The sequence below is a fragment of the Bacteroides sp. AM23-12 genome (assembly GCF_003434395.1).
Classification (GTDB): domain Bacteria; phylum Bacteroidota; class Bacteroidia; order Bacteroidales; family Bacteroidaceae; genus Bacteroides; species Bacteroides thetaiotaomicron.
The window spans coordinates 17,053-35,562 of record NZ_QTLF01000032.1 but is presented as its reverse complement, the minus strand read 5'-3'; the positions used below and the strand labels follow the sequence as shown (position 1 = coordinate 35,562).

Sequence of the window (18,510 nt, the reverse complement as noted above, 5' to 3'; positions counted from 1 at the left end):
CAGAAAAAACGATTACCATGAAAAAATACATTTATATACTTTTGACGTTCTGTCTGTTAATCTCCTGTATGGAAGATCCGACGGCAGGTGTGGTCGTTCCTAAATATACTCCGTCTACCGAGAATCCGGGAGGTCCGGGTGAAGAACCGGGTGATGGGCTGATAGATCCGGCAGAACCGCTGGACAGGGGATTTATACATCTGAAAGGTCGTGAACTGAAATCTCTGAACTCTATTTCCATCACAGGGCTGAATGATGGCGAGAAAGTAATTCTTTCCACTTTGGCAGGGCTTGCAGCAAGAGTGACGGGCGATCAGGTTTATATCAATGAAGGCGGTCCTTCTTCCGTATGGTTGAAGCAGATGCAGAACAAGTACGGAATTCCGGTAAATACTTATAACGCTTTGGCTCCGTTGGTGCAGCATTATGTCGAAACCGGAGTGATCAAGGGATATATTGTCTATACGCCCTATTCGGAAGGACAATCTCATTCGATCAATGTAGCCACTTCTTTATGTGGTTTGCTTCGGGGGATTGCGGTACCGGAATCTCTTGTCGATAAGGTAAAGGCAATGGGAGTGACAACCGAACTTATGGACGTAAGGTCTTATGATGAGAAGTGGTTGTACGAGAATTATAAAGACCAGTTGGACAAGAGTCTGGCAGCCGATATGAAACCGGAAATCTTCCATCACCTGCGTGATTATATCACAATGACCAATGCTTTTGCTTTTTATGACTACAATGCGCGCGGGGATTGGTCATGGCGTACTTCTATACTGAAGGATCTGGATAAAGGAGCTTATTGTTTCGGTTATTATGATCTGGATGAATGGGGCATGGTGAATAATGCTTCTCAACTGGGTGTTTCTATGTTGCCGACCGATCAGGCGGCTAATTTGGCCACGTTGAGTAGTATATATGATACAACAGGACTGAAACAGCGTCCGGCAACTAAAGAAGTGGTTACCGAAGAGAATGTGCACTATGTGACATTCCTCGTCAGTGACGGTGATAATATCGCGTTTAACCTTTGGGGACAACAAGGATACATGGATCATGACCTGCACGGCCAATTCCCGCTCGGATATACCATTTCGCCTTCTCTGTACGATTTGGCTCCGGCTGTTTTACGCTGGTATTATGAGAATAGCAAAGAAGGCGATTACTTTGTAGCGGGTCCGAGTGGCAGCAGCTATATATTCCCGAGTAAGATGTCGGATGCCGACCTGGACGATTATCTGGCTAAGTTGAATGAGTATGTCGATAAGTCAGGCTTGAATATCTGTAATATTCTGGATCAGAAGATTATGGATAATCCGAAAGTTTACAATAAGTATCTGGCTCAGCCTAATATCGATGCGATTTTCTACACAGGATATGGAGAAAAAGGAGATGGAAGAATCAAATTTTCGGATAATGGCAAGCCGGTGATTGAGCAGAGAAGCGTATTATGGGAAGGCATCGACGGTGGCTCGAACAGAGGTGAAGAATCGACTGTCATTTCTCAGATCAATAGCCGCTCTGCCAATCCACATAGTGCCGACGGATATACTTTTGTATTTGTACATTGCTGGACAAAGAACCAGCAAAGTATCAAAACCGTCATTGATGGATTGAATGACAATGTGCGTGTTGTTCCGGTCGATCAATTCGTGCAGCTGGTGAAACAAAATCTGGGTCCTAAATAAACGAATATACTCGTAAGTTATTTATTATGAACATAAAAGTATTAGTTGCATCGGCAGTTGCTGCGTTCAGTTCTCTGCCGGTCATAGCTCAACAAGCGCCAGCTCCTTGCGGGTTGGTTCCGAGTGCCCGTCAACTTGAATGGTACAATCGGGAGATGATCGCCTTCTTTCATTTTGGAATCAATACATTTGAAGAATATGTGAATGAAGGAGACGGGAAGGCAAGTACGGCAATTTTCAATCCAACAGCCCTGGATTGCAGGCAGTGGATGCAGACATTAAAAGCAGCGGGGATTCCCGCTGCTATTCTGACTGCCAAGCATGCCGACGGATTTTGCTTGTGGCCTAGCAAGTACACAGATTATAGTGTGAAGAATGCAGCGTGGAAGAACGGTAAAGGAGATGTAGTCCGCGAGTTTGTCGATGCTTGTGAAGAGTATGGATTGAAGGCGGGAATCTATCTGGGACCTCATGACCGTCACGAACACCTTTCACCTTTATATACGACCGAACGCTACAAAGAATATTATGCCCACCAGCTTGGCGAACTGATGAGTGATTACGGCAAGATATGGGAAACATGGTGGGATGGCGCCGGAGCCGATGAATTGACAACGCCTGTTTATCGTCATTGGTATAAGATTGTCCGTGAGAAACAGCCGGATTGCGTTATCTTCGGTACAAAGAATTCTTATCCGTTTGCTGATGTCCGCTGGATGGGGAATGAAGCGGGAGAAGCGGGTGATCCTTGTTGGGCGACGACTGACTCAGTAGCTATTCGTGATGAAGCTCAGTATTACAAAGGTTTAAATGAGGGTATGCTGGATGGTGATGCGTATATTCCGGCAGAAACAGATGTTTCAATACGTCCCAGCTGGTTCTATCATGCCGAAGAGGATAGCCGTGTGAAGAGTGTCCGTGAACTTTGGGATATCTACTGTACCTCCGTGGGGCGTAATAGTGTATTGCTTCTGAATTTCCCGCCCGACAGACGTGGTTTGATTCATTCGACCGATTCGCTGCACGCCGCCTTGTTAAAACAGGGGATTGATGAGACTTTCAGTACGAATCTGTTGAGAGGAGCCAAAGTGAAAGCGACCAATGTACGGGGCGCAAAGTATAGTCCGGAAAAAATGCTGGACAATGAGAAAAACACTTATTTTGCCGGAAAAGACGGAGAGGTAAAAGCGGATATAATTTTTACCTTGCCCAAAACTATTGAGTTTGATTGTCTGATGATCGAAGAAGTTATCGAATTGGGACATCGGACGACGAAGTGGAGTGTGGAGTACACTGTTGATGGCAAAAACTGGATCACAATTCCGGAGGCGACGGACAAGCAGGCCATTGGTCATAAATGGATTGTACGTCTGGCACCGGTGAAAGCAAAGCAGGTACGTTTGCGTATTCAGGACGGTAAGGCTTGTCCGGCTATCCATACTTTTGGCGTATATAAACAGTCACCGGTTTTCAAATTATAATATAAATTAGACTACTAAATGATGCAACGATTAAAAATCTTGGGAAGTGCATTGATTGCACTGTCGTTTTCCGCCTCTGCGGTTGTGGCGCAGCAGTTTGATCCGAAGCAAGGATATGAAATCCATACGGTCAACGGATTAGTGCTGGACAATCAGGAGAGTCTGGATACGAATACGAAAATATTTATCAGTAAGCAGGAGGCAGACAAAGAATCGCAGGTCTGGAACCTGATTCCATGCGAACAAGAGGGATGTTATACGATAACCAGTCCCTTGACTCAAATGAATGTAGATAATAGTGGTAAAGGAAAAGTAGAATGTTCCGTGATTCAATGGTCGGCAGACCCTAAAAATCCGAATCAGCAATGGAAAATAACGGCTTTGCCGAATGGAAATTACGTATTAACCAATGTCGGGACTGGCTATAACTTAGGATTTCCTGATGCCGGACTGGTCGGAGAGCCTGTCTTTCAGTTAGAACCGGAAGCTTCGAAAAGTAACCAGCAGTGGCAGATACGGAAATCGAATCTGAAAGTAGTGGCGGAAGCCTTGAAAACAACGAGTCATAATGACTGGGAAAATGAACGTATCTATGCAATCAATAAAGAAGAAGGCAGGGCTACATTTATTCCTTTCGCCAATTCGGAAGAGATGAAGGCGGATCCCGCTTATACCCGTCCTTGGGAGCGTACCCGCTCTTCCCGTTATCTGCTGTTGAATGGAAACTGGAAGTTTAACTGGGTGAAACAACCTTCGGAACGTCCGGTGGATTTCTATAAAACGAGTTATGATGTCTCTGGCTGGAAAGAGATTCCTGTTCCCTCCAACTGGGAGATGCACGGATATGGTACACCTATTTATACCAATATTACTTATCCCATCCGTAACAATCCTCCTTTTATACAGGGGCAGCGTGGATATACTGTAGAGAAAGAGCCGAATGCGGTAGGATCTTATCGCCGTGAATTTGCTCTTCCTGCCGACTGGAAAGACAAAGAAGTCTTTATCCATTTCGATGGAATTTATAGTGCAGCTTATGTATGGATCAACGGTAAGAAAGTCGGTTATTCGCAAGGGTCCAGTAATGATGCAGAATTTCGTATCACTCCTTACGTCAAAGCGGGTAATAATACGGTTGCCGTGGAAGTTTACCGCTGGTGTGACGGCAGTTTCCTTGAAGATCAGGATATGTTCCGTTTAAGTGGTATTCATCGGGATGTTTATTTGGTAGCCAGTCCGAAAGTTCGTCTACGTGACATTCACCTGACTTCTCAGATCAGCGACCGTCTGGATAAAGCGGAACTGAAAGTGAAAACGGATGTGCATAATTACGGAAAGAAAGTACAGGAAGCTACCGTACGTGTCTCTTTGCTGAATACGGAAGGAAAGCCTGTGAGTTCGTTTATCATACCTACCGGTAAGATAACTGGTGGACAGGAAAACGTCTGTGAAGGTACGACTACGATTCGCGACCCTCGGTTATGGAGTGCTGAGACTCCTTCTCTGTATACCGTCCAACTGGAACTGCTTGATGCCGCAGGCAATGTGCTTGAAGCGACGAGCCAGCAATATGGCTTCCGTAAGATAGAGATCCGGAATAATAAGGTGTATATCAACAATGCATTGATCCTTTTTAAAGGAGCCAATCGGCATGACATACATCCGCAGTTTGGAAAAGCTGTTCCGGTGGAAAGTATGATAGAGGACATTCTTCTCTTTAAGCGTTTCAATCTCAACACGATTCGTACCAGTCATTATCCGAACGATCCGAAGATGTATTCGCTGTATGATTATTATGGCTTGTACGTCATGGATGAGGCCGATATTGAGTGTCACGGCAATATGTCGCTGTCAAACCGTGAAAGTTGGGAAGGAGCTTACGTCGACCGGATGGTGCGTATGGTGGAACGGGATAAGAATCATCCTTCGGTCATTTTCTGGTCAATGGGCAATGAGTCCGGTGGTGGTCGTAATTTTGAGGCTACCTATCAGGCGGCCAAAGCGATAGACGACCGTTATATCCATTATGAAGGAATGAACGATGTGGCCGATATGGATTCCCGTATGTATCCTTCGATTGAAAGTATGATCGAACAGGACGAGCACCCCCGTAACAAGCCTTATTTCCTTTGTGAATATGCTCATGCGATGGGCAACGCCATCGGTAATTTGGAAGAATACTGGGATTATATTGAGCATCATTCGAAACGTATGATCGGAGGATGCATCTGGGATTGGGTGGATCAGGGCATTAATATGCCCGGACAGCCTGCCGATCATTATTATTTTGGAGGCAGCTTCGGTGATCGCCCTAACGACAATGATTTCTGTTGTAACGGGATTGTGACGGCTGATCGTCAGGTTACTCCTAAGTTGTGGGAAGTGAAGAAAGTCTACCAATATATCACATTGGAACCGAATGCTGAAAACAGTATCGGCGTTCGTAACCGCTATGCTTTCCTGAATCTGCATGATTTTAATCTGCGCTATGTGATTTTGAAAGATGGTGTGCCGATAGCGGAAGAAGAGTTCAGCCTACCCGATGGTAAGCCTGGAGAGCATCGTGCGGTGCAGATACCTTATTCCCGCTATTTAACTTCAGAAGGTGAATATTATTTGAACCTTGAAATAAAACTAAAGAAGGATTGCGTATGGGCAAAAGCCGGACATATCGTAGCTACGGAACAACTTTTGCTTCAAAAATCCCCGAATACCGGGCTACAGCCGGTAGCAGTTTCCGCCTCATCTAAAGAATCTCTGTTTAAGGTGGTGGAAGAGGAGAAGCGTTATTTGTTCTTCCGCCGTCCCGGTGTAGAAATCACCTTTGATAAGAAAGAAGGCAAGTTGACCGGTATCCGTTATAATGGCGATAATATGCTTCATCTGCGTGAAGGATGGTCGCTGAATACGTTCCGTTTTATCAATAACGATGTGCGTAAATGGCAGGATACCCAAACGGAGGTAATCAGTTTCGACTGGAAATGCTCGGAAGATAATCAGTCGGCAATTGTAACGATTCAGTTGCAGGAAACCGTCGGAGATGTGAAAGTGCCTTATACATTGATTTACCGTTTGTATGGTAATGGTGAAATAGATGTGGATGCTTCTTTTACAACGAATGATGACTTTAATCTTCCCCGTCTGTCGTTACAGGCCTTCTTTAATCCTTCGTTGGAGCAGTTGGAATGGTATGGTCGCGGTCCGATAGAAAATTATCGGGATCGGAAGAATGCGGCTTATGTCGGCAAATACCAGTCTGCTGTCAATGATATGAAAGAGAGTTATGCCCGTTCTCAGACGATGGGTGGGCGTTGTGATACCCGCTGGCTGACTTTGACCAATAAAGCAGGTAAAGGAATCAAGATTACTGCTGCCGATACATTTGATTTCAGTGCTTTGCACTATACGGATAAGGACTTGTTTGAAATCAAGTACGGTCATGCCTTGCCTGATATTTATCGTGCGGAGGTGGTGCTGAATCTGGATTGCATACAGCGTGGTCTGGGTAATGCCAGTTGCGGACCGGGTCCCCGTCCCGCTTATGAAATTCAGAAGAATACAGTTTATAAATATGCTTTCCGCATGTCTCCTTTTTCAAAATAAGGAAAGATTGACAGGATAACAAGGTCTTAATAGTTTGTAGAAAGAGTGAGCAGCCAAATCTTATAAAAGATGGCAACTGCTTACTCTTTTTTTGTATTTAAGGATAGATTCTGTGTTCTTTTCGTACTTTTGTAACATGGACTCTAAATTATATACCACGATGAAACAAAGAATTATATTATTCGGATTAATACTTGTAGGAACAGTAACTTTTGCACAGTCTCCCGTAGAAAAAGGCTTGAACACGATCAACCGTTCTTCTGCCGAAGCAACAATCGGTTTCCTTGCAAGTGATGAATTACAGGGACGTGAAGCCGGATTCCACGGTTCGTATGTCTCCTCTGAGTATATAGCATCTATCTTACAATGGATGGGAATCCAACCTCTGAACGAAAGCTACTTCCAGCCTTTTGATGCTTACCGCAAAGAGCGTCAGAAGAAAGGACGTCTGGAAGTTCATCCGGACTCTGTAGCGAAGCTGAAACAGGAAGTTCATCAAAAACTATCTATGAGGAACGTACTGGCTATGATTCCCGGTAAGAATATGAAGGAATATGTCATCGTAGGCGCTCACTTTGACCATTTGGGGATAGACCCGGCACTTGACGGAGATCAGATTTATAACGGCGCGGATGACAATGCTTCCGGTGTCTCGGCTGTATTGCAGATTGCCCGGGCATTTCTTGCAAGCGGACAACAACCGGAGCGAAATGTAATCTTTGCCTTTTGGGACGGAGAAGAAAAGGGATTGCTCGGTTCTAAATATTTTGTACAGACTTGCCCTTTTGTTTCGCAGATCAAGGGATATCTCAACTTTGATATGATAGGTCGCAACAATAAGCCGGAACAACCGAAACATGTCGTCTATTTCTATACAGCTGCTCACCCCTCTTTTGGAGACTGGCTGAAAAAGGATATTAAGAAGTATGGTTTACAGTTGGAACCGGACTATCGTGCCTGGGACAATCCGGTAGGGGGCAGTGACAATGGAACGTTTGCCAAAGCAGGTATTCCTATTATCTGGTATCATACGGACGGACATCCCGATTATCACCAGCCATCCGATCATGCTGACCGGTTAAACTGGGATAAGATAGTGGAAATCACCAAGGCTTCTTTTCTTAATATGTGGAAGATGGCCAATGAAGCTTCATGGTAACTCAGCCTCACTGAAAGGCTGTTTTACATCTTGCAATAAAGGGCGGAAGGAATCAGTTTGAATAACCATGCCACATATTTCCATCTTTTGGAGATAAAGGCGACTTTTTTCCTGTCTGATATAGCCTTTTTGATTTGTTTTACGGCTTTATCGACAGGAGTAACCCAAAACAATCCTTCTCCTTTCGCCATCGCTGTATCTACAAATCCCGGACGGATGTCAGTGGTGTAGACAGCAAAGGGTAGCTTTGCCGCCTTTTGCCGCAGTCCCTCCATGTAATTGATTTGATAGGCTTTTGAAGCATTATAAGCTGGTGCTACACCGCTGCCGCGTGTTCCGCCTACTGAGGAAATGTTAATCAGATGCCCGCCTTTCTGCTGTTCAAAGTACCGGAACCCCCAGTCGGCGATATTGGTAAATCCCACTACGTTGGTCAATAAGGTCGGTTCTTCGAGCTGATAGGAGAGCTGCGGATTCAGTTCCCCCGTTCCGGCACAGATAATCAGCATATCCATGTCTCCCATTTCTTGTACAAGCGTTTCCAGTGATAAAAGGGTCGTTTCTGTGTGAGTGATGTCACATACCTGATAGAATAGTTTATCTTTATCTTGTGCGCAAATTTCTTTTAATAGATTCTCACGGCGACCGGTGATGCCGATAAGGTAGTCTTCACGGGCATACTGTTCTGCCAATCCACGACCGATGCCGGAGGTTGCGCCTACAATTATTATTTTCTTCATGAATTAAAATAGACTATGTTTGCCTGCAAAGGTAGGGGAGGAGTCTGAATAAAATCTTGATTGAAATCAAGAATTTACTTCCGAACTACTTTTCTCCGGATACGGCTCAATGTTTCCGGACGAATCAGGAGATAGGAGGCAAGTTCTTTTAAAGTAATCAGTTTCAGCAGGTCGGGACAGCGGTTGATAATATCCAGATAACGTTCTTCCGGTGTCAGACTGTACATGGAGATCATCCGATCATATATTTCCCACAGAAGAGTTTCCGCAATCCGGCGTCCCAGTTTTTGGTGGTCGTTGTTAATGTCGTAGAAATCTGCCAGTTGGGAATGGTTGATCACATACACCGTACAGTCGCATAACGCTTGAATATCTACATTTGATTGGTCCTGCAACTGGAAAGCCGGATAATTCCCGACAAAAGAATGGTCGAATGTATATCCGACAATGCTGCTTTCGCCCAGACTGTTGACGCAACAATAGCGGAAAGAGCCGGAAACAACAAATCCCATGATCTTACAGGCTTCTCCTTGCCGTACAAAGTACTCTCCTTTTTTATAAGAAGTCTCTTTTCCCTGCTGTAATGTAAAATCTACAATAGGGGAATAGTTGATATGGGAAGTATATTTATTGAAATCTTCCACAGTACGACAATGATTAACCTTCGTTTATCACTTGGAATCCGGCAAGTTTCAAATCCTCCCAATAACCGGGATACGATTTGGAAACAACTTGCGGGTCAGCAATCAGCAGCTTAGGGAAGGTGATTACTGCCGGTGCGAATGCCATCGCCATCCGGTGGTCTTCGTAGGTCGCAATCACAGGAACCGCTTCCGGTTCGCAACGTTCGCCGTTCCACATCAATACGCTGTCATTTTCTTCTTCGATGAGGTATCCCAGCTTTTTAAGTTCGGTTCTCAATGCGGCGATGCGGTCTGTTTCCTTTATTTTCAGACTCTGCAAGCCTGTGAAGCGGAAAGGGATATTTAATAAAGCGCAAGTTACAACGAACGTCTGTGCCAGGTCCGGAATGTCAACGAAGTCTTCTTCCAGTCGTTCCGGTGCCTTGCCTGTTTTTTTGATCTTTACGCCTTGGGGAGTAAACTCCGTCGTGATCCCCAAACGAGAGAATACTTCCGCTCCCCGACTGTCTCCCTGATAACTGTTGCGGAATAATCCCAACAGTTCAATCTCTGCTTCCGGAGACAAAGCGGCAATCTGATACCAGTAAGAAGCAGCGCTCCAGTCGCTTTCTACGGTGAAGGGGACACTCTGATACGGTTGCGGAGCTACGGAGATGCTGCTGGGCGAAGTCCATGCCGCCTTTGCTCCGAAGTCCTGCATTAATTGCAGTGTCAGATTGATATAAGGACGGGAAATGATTTCTCCTGTCAAGTGCAGTGTCAGTCCGTCTTTGAGCACAGGACCTATCATCAGCAGGGCGGATATATACTGTGAACTGACGTTTCCCTTCAGCGTGATTTCATTTCCTTTCAGCTCTGCGCCCTTGATGCGAAGAGGCGGATATCCTTCGTTATGGGTGTACTCTATTTCAGCTCCCAACTCGCGAAGGGCGTTGACCAGAATCTGTATCGGGCGTTGCTGCATACGGGCGGTGCCTGTGATAATCCGTTCTCCCGAAGTGGCACTCAGATAAGCGGTCAGGAAACGCATGGCGGTTCCGGCTGCCATGATGTCTATAGTCTCTTTACCTTCGGTCAGGGCTTTTATCATGACTTGGGTATCATCGCAATCGGACAGGTTTTCCGGTGGATAAATGCCTTTACCCAGCGCATTGATGATGAGTGCACGGTTGCTGATACTTTTGGAAGCTGGCAACTGGATTGTTGCCTTTACCATGGAAGGGGAAATAAGTTTATAGAGCATCATTCTAAGTATATTCTTTGTTATGGAGTACAAAAGTAGAGATTTATTCGGAGACTTCCAACAGCTTCTGACTCTTATTGAGAGAGTTGAAATAATATCTGTACCGATGTTTCTGCTGATATTTGGTTTATCAATTAACAGTTTATAATGAATAGTTTGCGAAGAAACTTTATATTTGTGGCAAATAAAATAACTAATTTATGAATATACCGAATATCCGTTTGCTGAATCAGCAGTTATTAAATCCACTTTTCCGTGAACCTAAAGAGTTGGTGTCTTGGATGGGAGCCATGCAGGCACAGAACTATTCCATGGTGAAGTGGGCAGTAGGGATGCGTCTGAAATCGGCTACAATTCAAACAGTAGAGAAGGCGTTGCGTGAGGGAGAAATTCTGAGGACTCATGTGATGCGTCCTACGTGGCATCTGGTGGCGGCAGAGGATATCCGCTGGATGCTGAAACTTTCCGCGCAACGTATTATTTCGGCAAATGATTCTTTTGCGAAAGGATATGATCTGGACATCCCAAACGAACTCTATACGAAAGCGCATGACCTGTTGGAGAAGATTCTTTGTGGAAAGAAAAGCCTGACAAAACAAGAGATTGCCGAACACTTTAACCGTTCGGGGATTGTGGCGGACAATCACCGTATGACTCGCTTTATGGCACGTGCGGAGCAGGAAGGCATCATTTGTAGTGGCGAGGACAGAGGAAGCAAATGCACGTACGCACTTTTGGAAGAACGGGTTCCGCCGATGCCCGAACTGACGAAAGACGAGTCTTTGGCGCGCTTGGCACGGAGTTATTTCCGTAGCCATTCTCCGGCAGTTTTGCAGGATTTCATTTGGTGGTCGGGGCTGCCGGTTTCGGATGCAAAACAGGCTGTTTATCTGATTGCTTCGGAACTGACAACCGAACAATGGAAAGAACAGACATGGTATATTCATGACACCTGCCGGACTCGTGGCAAACTGTCGGGACATATACATCTTTTGCCCTCCTATGATGAATATCTGCTGGGATATAAAGACCGGACGGATGTTCTGCCCCTTGAACATTATCCCAAAGCGTTTACTAACAACGGACTGTTCTTTCCGATTGTCCTTCATAACGGTCAGGTCATAGGAAACTGGGATAAATCGGAAAAGAAGAAAAGTGTCGACCTGAAATATTCATGGTTCAGACAGGTGGCCGATATGGATGAAGAAACGTTGGAACGGGAGCGGCAGAAGTTTGCCCGTTTTTTGGGAAAATAGCTTGATGGGACACTGGTAAAGTGGGAGTGTTTAGTGGAAAGTTCCGTTAGGATATGGAACCGGGTTCTGTTACTATCCATTAGCCGACGATAGTTACTCATTAATCACATAAATAGCGATTTTTTTTCGTTGCACCTAGGTGAAACGAAAGAGTCACCTAGGTGCTTCAGTTGTTTAACCAAGGTGAGACAATTGTTGTACCTAGGTGCAACGGAAGAAAATAGCCAAGAATGACGATTATTTTGGCTGATGGAATACTTGTTTAGCCATACATCTCCCTAAAGGGTAATTGTTCTGAGTGAATCGCTATTGATTGGCTCAACAAGACTGTCCGTGAAGTGTGATTGTGTACCATCATTTTGCTCCGCCATCTAAGGGAGCTTGTTGGAAGAACTGTCTTTCTTTATTTGTCGGCTTGTTTTTTAGCCCATTCCAGTCTCCGCTGATCTGCCAAAGGAGTTACCTTAAACTCTTCGAATGTGGCCGTGAATCCCTTTCCGTCCGGGCAGGCTCCCATTAATCCGACCATAACCGGACAATTATCCTGCAACCAGCAAGTACGCATCATCGTATATTCCTTATCATCGCGGGAGAAGAAAATCTCCACTGCATCCAGTCGGCGGACCGCTTTAATCCATAAAGAACGAGGAGCATCCGGCAGTTGCACTACACTCCAGTCGCTGGTGTGGTGGGTGACTACGGCACTTACATTCTGTTTGCCGTCTACGTATTCTACCCCTGCCTTTATCCAGTTCTCATGATCGATGCGCAACATCAATCCCATTTGGTCGAAAGTAGTCACATAGTTTCCGGTTATTTTCACTTTCACCTCAAACTCTCCGCCATAAGTAGCATAGTAGAAAGGTCCGTCGTCTACCGTAAATCCGTAGTGGGAAATTCGCCAGAAATCGGTTTTCGCCGGAACGTCCATCACTAAAGCCTTGCCTTCTTTTATTTCCCATTGCTGAGGCTCATTCAGCCAGTTCATTTTGTCCAGACTTTGTGCCATAGAAGAAGTTGCTGCCGCCAATAACGCGATTGACATGATTTTGATTTTTAAATGTTTCATGTTCGTTTCTTATTTATTTATCTTTGTGGTGCAAAGATAGGTCATGCCTGTCCTTGCGACAATACTGAATAATAACCATTTTATACGATGGACGTACTACAAAAAGAAATAGATGAAGTCTATGCTACGCATCCGACAGCGCACGAAGCACTGGATAATGGAATAGTGGAACAACACCAGCAGTTTGTCCGCTCATTGACGGAAGTTAATGGAGGGTGTGCTGTCATTTCCGATCTTTCGAACCGGAAAAGTTACGTTACTGTCCATCCGTGGGCGAATTTCCTGGGACTTACTCCCGAAGAGGCGGCTTTAAGCGTAATTGATTCGATGGACGAAGATTGTATCTACCGGCGCATTCATCCGGAAGATTTGGTAGAAAAGCGTTTGATGGAATACAAGTTTTTCCAGAAGACTTTTTCCATGTCTCCCGGCGAACGGCTGAAATATCGGGGCAGATGCAGACTGCGTATGATGAATGAAAAAGGCGTTTATCAATACATTGACAACCTTGTGCAAATCATGCAGAACACCCCTGCCGGCAATGTCTGGCTGATCTTCTGCCTTTATTCCTTATCTGCCGACCAACGGCCGGAACAAGGCATTTATGCTACGATAACCCAGATGGAACGTGGGGAAGTAGAAACATTATCCCTTTCGGAAGAGCACCGCAATATCCTTTCAGAACGCGAAAAGGAAATACTGCGCTGCATACGGAAAGGGCTGTCGAGTAAAGAAATAGCAGCGACTCTTTATATCAGTGTGAATACGGTCAACCGCCACCGACAGAATATTTTGGAAAAACTTTCTGTCGGCAACTCGATAGAAGCCTGTCGGGCAGCGGAGCTGATGAAATTGCTGTAATATTCCTTGAATTTATCCGGGATTTATCCAGATAGAGTATTTATCCAAGTAAAGATAGCAGATCATCGAGTCTTTTCACCTGTTTCAAGCGTTCGTGTGCGAACGTTTCCGTTACTTCATGCTTCCACATGACTTCAAAAGGAATATGTACTCCGTATCCACCTAAAGATAAGACCGGCTGAATATCCGATTTAAAAGAATTGCCGACCATCAAAAGTTCGGAAGGAGCTATTTGCAGAATACTCAATAGCCGGAGATATTCTTTTTCCGTCTTGTCGGACATCACCTCGATATGGTCAAAGTAAGGAGATAATCCCGAACGTTCCAGCTTATTCTCCTGGTCCAGCAAATCTCCCTTTGTAGCTACTACCAACTTGTATTTTCCCGTTTCTTTCAGCGTTTTCAGCGTTTCCTTGACTCCCGGAAGTAATTCGATAGGCATTTTCAACAAGGATTTCCCTAAATCGACAATTTGCCGAATAATGTCGGCTGCAATCTTTCCGTTGCTGATCTGTAATGCTGTTTCGACCATTGAAATGGTAAACGCCTTGGCGCCATATCCCAAAATTTGCAGATTATTCATTTCTGTTTGGAATAAGGCGGCTGAGATTTCTTTGGAGGTGCCATACGGTTTCAGCAAATCCGTATACTGTTTTTCCACTTCCTGAAAAAAAGGTTCGTTACTCCACAGCGTGTCGTCTGCATCAAAAGCTATGACTTTAATAAGTTCTTTCATCGGTCTTGTCGTTAATGGGGGACGAGAATCGTTCCGTTATATTTTGCGGCAAAGTTACTGTATTTTCATATAAATCCCTATCTTTGTTACCCGTTTTAAGTTTGAATTTTAATAGGAGATACAATAATGAAAATAGGAGATAAGGTGCGTTTCCTCAGTGAGGTAGGCGGTGGAATCGTAACAGGATTCAAAGGAAAAGACTTTGTACTGGTGGAAGATGCGGATGGTTTTGATATCCCGATGCCGATACGTGAATGTGTCGTGATTGAGGCGGATGATTACAATATAAAACGCAAGCCTGCCGCGACAGCTCCGAAGCAGGAGGAACCCGCGAAGCCGGCCAAACCGGAAATGCTGGTTATACAGCGCCAGCCGGAAGTGCGTGGCGGTGATACGTTGAATGTGTTTTTGGCTTATGTGCCCGAAGATGCCAAAGCGATGATGACTACTCCTTTCGAGGCATATTTGGTGAATGACAGCAATTACTATCTGTATTATACTTATCTGAGTGCGGAAGGAAAGGCTTGGAACAACCGTTCACATGGACTGGTAGAGCCGAATACCAAACTGTTACTGGAAGAATTCACCAAGGATGTATTGAATGAAATGGAACGGGTAGCTGTCCAGCTGATCGCTTTCAAGGATGGAAAGCCTGCTGCCATCAAACCTGCTGTCAGCGTAGAGCTGAGGATTGATACGGTGAAATTCTATAAACTGCATACATTCAGTGCTTCCGATTTCTTCGAAGAACCTGCTCTGATTTATGATATTGTGAAAGATGACGTGCCTGCCAAGCAGGTATATGTGTCGGCGGAAGAGATTCAGTCAGCTTTGTTGCAGAAAAAGTTTGTGGATAAACCCAAGTCGCAGCCTATTATGAAGCCCAACCACGGTCAGAGCGGAAAAAATGGGATTATTGAAGTAGACCTTCATATTGATTCTCTGCTTGATGATACGCACGGAATGAGTAACAGCGAAATTCTGAACTACCAACTGGACAAATTCCGTGAAGTAATAGAGGCGAATAAAGAGAAGCGTGAGCAGAAAGTTGTGTTTATTCACGGAAAAGGAGACGGAGTGCTTCGGAAAGCCATTATTGATGAATTGAAACGGAAACACAGCAATTACCGTTATCAGGATGCCTCTTTTCAGGAATATGGTTTCGGGGCTACCATGGTGACTATCAAATGATTCCGGTGTACTTGTAAATGATGCTGAAAATGTATTTGCCGGAATAAAGTCCGGCAGGTGGGATGAGATAAAAAGAAGGGTGGAGAACTTGACCGGTCTCCACCCTTTCTCTTGCTATATGATTCAATTTTACTTACTTAGGTCGATGCCTTTATTCAGTAAAGTAAGGTTCATCAAAGCGGCATATTTAGCATATTGTTCAGCGCTGAGCGTCTTTCTCATAAGTTTCAAGTTGCCGTATACAGCGTTGCGCAATTTTGCTTCTTTATCTTTCTTGGCTGTAGTGGCTCTTGACATCTGTTCTGAGAAATAATCGCAGATGTTTGCTACTTCTTCGCTCTGAACAGAGTTTAACTGCAAATATTTACCTAATTTATTTACGTTGATGTTACCTTCCCATTTTGCAGTTGTAGGTTGGTTTCCTGCTGCAAAAGTCGAAGCAGCGAGGCAGAGTGCTGCCACTAATGTTAATCCTAAACGTTTCATAATACCTACTTTTTAATTGTTATACCTAAAAACTATTCCTAAAAAACAAATCTAATACCTATTGAAAACTGATCTAATCGCTTAGTTTTTTCTTTTTACCTATGCAAATATAGCGATATGTTTTATAGCATAAAAATAAAGAAAAGGAAAAGATTTTGTTTCGGTTGATTTCTTGATGTAAATCAAGAAATCAACTGCTTTTTGATACAAAAAGACCTTATTCTGAAACATTTTTGCAATACGTGTGCGGAAACGAAAATGTAATATAACTGAATTTTAAGGAATATTGCTGTTAAAATGATATTGAGCAAAGGAAGGTGACGAGAAATGGAACACTGAAATCAACTACAAAACCATGAAAGATAGAAATGATTACGAATTCTTTTCCGGAACATCGGGTGATGATGGGAAGAGTAGTGTCCATTGTGGTAGCTCCTCCTACAGAAATAGGGGCCAGCTTGCCGAAATACTTCACGAGTAACGGGGCTCCCAGCAATGCTATGATTTCACGCATGATGTTGGATAACAATGCGATTGTTCCCAATTCCGGACCTTTATATTCGGTGATGAATATACTCGAAAGGGAATAGTAGCCGAATCCGGCTCCCACTGCCATACAGTCTGAAGAGGTTCTTTGGCTCATGAAAATGCCTGCTACGGCGCATCCTGCCAATGTGCCCAGTATCGTCATGACGGGGAGAAACATCAGGCGGGGATTCAGAGAACGGAAACTTTTCAGTGTATTGGGATCATTACCGATACTGATACCTACGCAGAACATCAGTCCGCAAAGGGCGTAATAGCTTAGTTTGCTATCCGTAAAATCGTAAGGAATCAGATGATAAAACCCGCAAAGGGTACCGAGAATGAAAAATGAGACGATGATCAGACTTCCTTTCATGCTTCCGTCTCCTTCCCTCTATTCCTTATATATAATAGGTACCAGAGTCCCCATGCGCAAAGTATACTGCCGGTCACTGCCGCCAGTGTGATAATGAGTGCTTCGAGTCCCAATGTATGCAGTCCTTTGATGATAGCCTCGTTTCCTCCTACATCAATCCCGAGGAGGAAGAGCAGGACCCATATCAGCAGGGTGATTATTTTATGTATCCAAGATAGTCTTTTATTACGTAACAGGAAGCCAAAAAGCATTCCTGTCAGCATAATTCCGATGATGATAAACATAGTAAGTGCCTGTTTTTGGCTGCAAAGATAATTGAAATAGATCGTTGTTCCTAATTAAAGTCGGTGGAGACGTTCGTAAAATGAAAGGAAACTTTCAGCGAATTTGGAATAAAAACAGAAATTGAAGCCTGGTTTTTAGTAAGATGTCTAATTTAAATTCATATATTTATAGCCGTCAAATTAATGTAAGATATATGCGGAGACTAAAACTATATTATTTGTTTTTCCACAGTACGTTGAAAATAAACGTTCCGCTGTCTATATTAGGTGCACTTATTGTATCAAAAGCTGACTGGAGCTTGTTTTGGGAAGCTTTTCCTTATCTATTGGGTGGCTGGGGAATTGTTGCCAGTTTGCTTTATAAGGAGTTTCTTGAAAAGGAAGCCTACTTTTTCTATTATAATTCCGGAATTCTGAAACGGAATTTGATTGTCTTTGTGTTTGCTGTATATTGGTCTGTACTTTGGATTGTAAAATTATGCATCACTTGCTTGAAATAGATAGTATTATTAAGAATTTCGGTACCAGGCAACTGCTGACTGATGTTTACCTGAAAATAAATACAGGTGATGTTATTGGATTGTTCGGCAGGAACGGTACGGGAAAATCCGTGTTGATGCAAATAATCTTCGGAACAATGAAAGCAGACCGGAAATTTATCCGGTTGGATGAATGTAAGGTCCTTTCGGCTCCTTACCAACATGCAAGGACAATAGCCTTCCTGCCGCAACAAGGCTACTTGCCCAAGCATGAAAAGATAAAGAAATTGGTAGACTGTTACCTGGATGCTAATGTCGTTCCCTATTTTTATGAGGATGATGAAGTTGCCCAGTCGTGTATGGAACGGCGTGTCTCCCAACTTTCCGGAGGTGAACGGAGATATTTGGAAGCTAAGTTGCTTTTGCTGGGCAATGCTAAATTTGTCCTGTTGGATGAGCCTTTCGATTATTTATCCTTTCATTTGGTAGATAAACTGATCGGGTTAATAAAAAAACATTCGGAAGAGAAAGGGATAGTGATTGCTGATCATAATTACGAAAAAGTCTTAGAGGTTGTCAATCGACTTGTCTTGATTCGGGAGGGAGTATTGATGGAACTAACTGATAAGCGGGGATTGGTGGAGCAGGGGTATCTTTTAGATGAAAGTTACTTATGAATCCTGCTC

16 protein-coding genes are annotated in these 18,510 nt (G+C 44.1%); 8 read left to right on the top strand and 8 right to left on the bottom strand.

All coding sequences use genetic code 11. The annotated features are described in order from the left end of the window. The first annotated feature begins 17 nt into the window (after positions 1-17). The 4 genes from DW640_RS19395 to DW640_RS19380 all read left to right on the top strand — a co-directional run bounded on the left by DW640_RS19395 (position 18) and on the right by DW640_RS19380 (position 7,934). Positions 18-1,691 (top strand): GxGYxYP domain-containing protein, encoded by a 1,674-nt coding sequence (locus DW640_RS19395; protein WP_117578852.1) that lies wholly within the window; start codon positions 18-20, stop codon positions 1,689-1,691. A gap of 26 nt (positions 1,692-1,717) precedes the next feature. Then, entirely contained in the window at positions 1,718-3,172 is a 1,455-nt protein-coding gene (locus DW640_RS19390) for an alpha-L-fucosidase (RefSeq protein WP_008763973.1), read from the top strand. Between the two features lie 21 nt (positions 3,173-3,193). Beyond that, positions 3,194-6,775 carry a glycoside hydrolase family 2 TIM barrel-domain containing protein gene (locus DW640_RS19385; protein WP_233525459.1) on the top strand — a complete coding sequence of 1,194 codons (3,582 nt, stop codon included), beginning with the start codon at positions 3,194-3,196 and terminating at the stop codon, positions 6,773-6,775. Positions 6,776-6,935: 160 nt separating this feature from the next. Then, the gene (locus DW640_RS19380) at positions 6,936-7,934 is read left to right on the top strand and encodes a M28 family metallopeptidase (RefSeq protein ID WP_072066170.1); all 999 of its coding nucleotides are present in this window, start codon (positions 6,936-6,938) and stop codon (positions 7,932-7,934) included. Between the two features lie 23 nt (positions 7,935-7,957). Here DW640_RS19380 and DW640_RS19375 read toward each other — a convergent pair whose 3' ends face one another. From DW640_RS19375 to aroA, 3 genes are all read right to left on the bottom strand, one after another. Beyond that, a complete protein-coding gene (locus tag DW640_RS19375) occupies positions 7,958-8,674 on the bottom strand; it encodes an SDR family NAD(P)-dependent oxidoreductase (RefSeq protein WP_117578850.1) in 717 nt (238 codons plus the stop codon). A gap of 74 nt (positions 8,675-8,748) precedes the next feature. Next, a complete protein-coding gene (locus DW640_RS19370; protein WP_008763969.1) occupies positions 8,749-9,318 on the bottom strand; it encodes a Crp/Fnr family transcriptional regulator in 570 nt (189 codons plus the stop codon). A 13-nt stretch (positions 9,319-9,331) separates the two neighbouring features. After that, positions 9,332-10,561 carry a 3-phosphoshikimate 1-carboxyvinyltransferase gene (gene aroA / locus DW640_RS19365; protein WP_072066187.1) on the bottom strand — a complete coding sequence of 410 codons (1,230 nt, stop codon included), beginning with the start codon at positions 10,559-10,561 and terminating at the stop codon, positions 9,332-9,334. Between the two features lie 200 nt (positions 10,562-10,761). Here aroA and DW640_RS19360 point away from each other — a divergent pair, with 200 nt between their 5' ends. Next, on the top strand, positions 10,762-11,817 hold the full coding sequence (locus tag DW640_RS19360; protein ID WP_048695592.1) for a winged helix DNA-binding domain-containing protein: 1,056 nt from the start codon (positions 10,762-10,764) through the stop codon (positions 11,815-11,817). Between the two features lie 403 nt (positions 11,818-12,220). Here DW640_RS19360 and DW640_RS19355 read toward each other — a convergent pair whose 3' ends face one another. Further along, the gene (locus tag DW640_RS19355; RefSeq protein ID WP_199610430.1) at positions 12,221-12,886 is read right to left on the bottom strand and encodes a DUF1349 domain-containing protein; all 666 of its coding nucleotides are present in this window, start codon (positions 12,884-12,886) and stop codon (positions 12,221-12,223) included. Between the two features lie 87 nt (positions 12,887-12,973). Here DW640_RS19355 and DW640_RS19350 point away from each other — a divergent pair, with 87 nt between their 5' ends. Then, the gene (locus DW640_RS19350) at positions 12,974-13,747 is read left to right on the top strand and encodes a response regulator transcription factor (RefSeq protein WP_008763964.1); all 774 of its coding nucleotides are present in this window, start codon (positions 12,974-12,976) and stop codon (positions 13,745-13,747) included. A gap of 40 nt (positions 13,748-13,787) precedes the next feature. Here DW640_RS19350 and DW640_RS19345 read toward each other — a convergent pair whose 3' ends face one another. After that, complete coding sequence (locus tag DW640_RS19345) at positions 13,788-14,483, bottom strand: HAD family hydrolase (RefSeq protein ID WP_008763963.1); 696 nt, start codon at positions 14,481-14,483, stop codon at positions 13,788-13,790. Between the two features lie 126 nt (positions 14,484-14,609). Between DW640_RS19345 and DW640_RS19340 the strand changes: the two genes are divergently transcribed. After that, complete coding sequence (locus DW640_RS19340; protein WP_117578848.1) at positions 14,610-15,674, top strand: DUF2027 domain-containing protein; 1,065 nt, start codon at positions 14,610-14,612, stop codon at positions 15,672-15,674. 129 nt (positions 15,675-15,803) lie between these two features. Here DW640_RS19340 and DW640_RS19335 read toward each other — a convergent pair whose 3' ends face one another. The 3 genes from DW640_RS19335 to DW640_RS19325 all read right to left on the bottom strand — a co-directional run bounded on the left by DW640_RS19335 (position 15,804) and on the right by DW640_RS19325 (position 17,345). Then, positions 15,804-16,160 carry a hypothetical protein gene (locus DW640_RS19335; protein WP_008763961.1) on the bottom strand — a complete coding sequence of 119 codons (357 nt, stop codon included), beginning with the start codon at positions 16,158-16,160 and terminating at the stop codon, positions 15,804-15,806. Between the two features lie 292 nt (positions 16,161-16,452). Beyond that, positions 16,453-17,061, bottom strand: a complete 609-nt coding sequence (locus tag DW640_RS19330; RefSeq protein ID WP_008759728.1) for a lysine exporter LysO family protein — start codon at positions 17,059-17,061, stop codon at positions 16,453-16,455. Next, entirely contained in the window at positions 17,058-17,345 is a 288-nt protein-coding gene (locus DW640_RS19325) for a LysO family transporter (RefSeq protein WP_117578847.1), read from the bottom strand. Before DW640_RS19325 ends, DW640_RS19330 begins: the two co-directional genes overlap by 4 nt. A 478-nt stretch (positions 17,346-17,823) precedes the next feature. Between DW640_RS19325 and DW640_RS19315 the strand changes: the two genes are divergently transcribed. Continuing rightward, positions 17,824-18,501, top strand: a complete 678-nt coding sequence (locus DW640_RS19315; protein WP_048695579.1) for an ATP-binding cassette domain-containing protein — start codon at positions 17,824-17,826, stop codon at positions 18,499-18,501. Positions 18,502-18,510: the final 9 nt, after the last annotated feature.

Coding starts and splice junctions, on each gene's coding strand:
- DW640_RS19395 (WP_117578852.1), top strand. CDS start 18: ATGAAAAAATACATTTATATACTTTTGACGTTCTGTCTGTTAATCTCC.
- DW640_RS19390 (WP_008763973.1), top strand. CDS start 1,718: ATGAACATAAAAGTATTAGTTGCATCGGCAGTTGCTGCGTTCAGTTCT.
- DW640_RS19385 (WP_233525459.1), top strand. CDS start 3,194: ATGCAACGATTAAAAATCTTGGGAAGTGCATTGATTGCACTGTCGTTT.
- DW640_RS19380 (WP_072066170.1), top strand. CDS start 6,936: ATGAAACAAAGAATTATATTATTCGGATTAATACTTGTAGGAACAGTA.
- DW640_RS19375 (WP_117578850.1), bottom strand. CDS start 8,674: ATGAAGAAAATAATAATTGTAGGCGCAACCTCCGGCATCGGTCGTGGA.
- aroA (WP_072066187.1), bottom strand. CDS start 10,561: ATGCTCTATAAACTTATTTCCCCTTCCATGGTAAAGGCAACAATCCAG.
- DW640_RS19360 (WP_048695592.1), top strand. CDS start 10,762: ATGAATATACCGAATATCCGTTTGCTGAATCAGCAGTTATTAAATCCA.
- DW640_RS19355 (WP_199610430.1), bottom strand. CDS start 12,886: ATGAAACATTTAAAAATCAAAATCATGTCAATCGCGTTATTGGCGGCA.
- DW640_RS19350 (WP_008763964.1), top strand. CDS start 12,974: ATGGACGTACTACAAAAAGAAATAGATGAAGTCTATGCTACGCATCCG.
- DW640_RS19345 (WP_008763963.1), bottom strand. CDS start 14,483: ATGAAAGAACTTATTAAAGTCATAGCTTTTGATGCAGACGACACGCTG.
- DW640_RS19340 (WP_117578848.1), top strand. CDS start 14,610: ATGAAAATAGGAGATAAGGTGCGTTTCCTCAGTGAGGTAGGCGGTGGA.
- DW640_RS19335 (WP_008763961.1), bottom strand. CDS start 16,160: ATGAAACGTTTAGGATTAACATTAGTGGCAGCACTCTGCCTCGCTGCT.
- DW640_RS19330 (WP_008759728.1), bottom strand. CDS start 17,061: ATGAAAGGAAGTCTGATCATCGTCTCATTTTTCATTCTCGGTACCCTT.
- DW640_RS19325 (WP_117578847.1), bottom strand. CDS start 17,345: ATGTTTATCATCATCGGAATTATGCTGACAGGAATGCTTTTTGGCTTC.
- DW640_RS19315 (WP_048695579.1), top strand. CDS start 17,824: ATGCATCACTTGCTTGAAATAGATAGTATTATTAAGAATTTCGGTACC.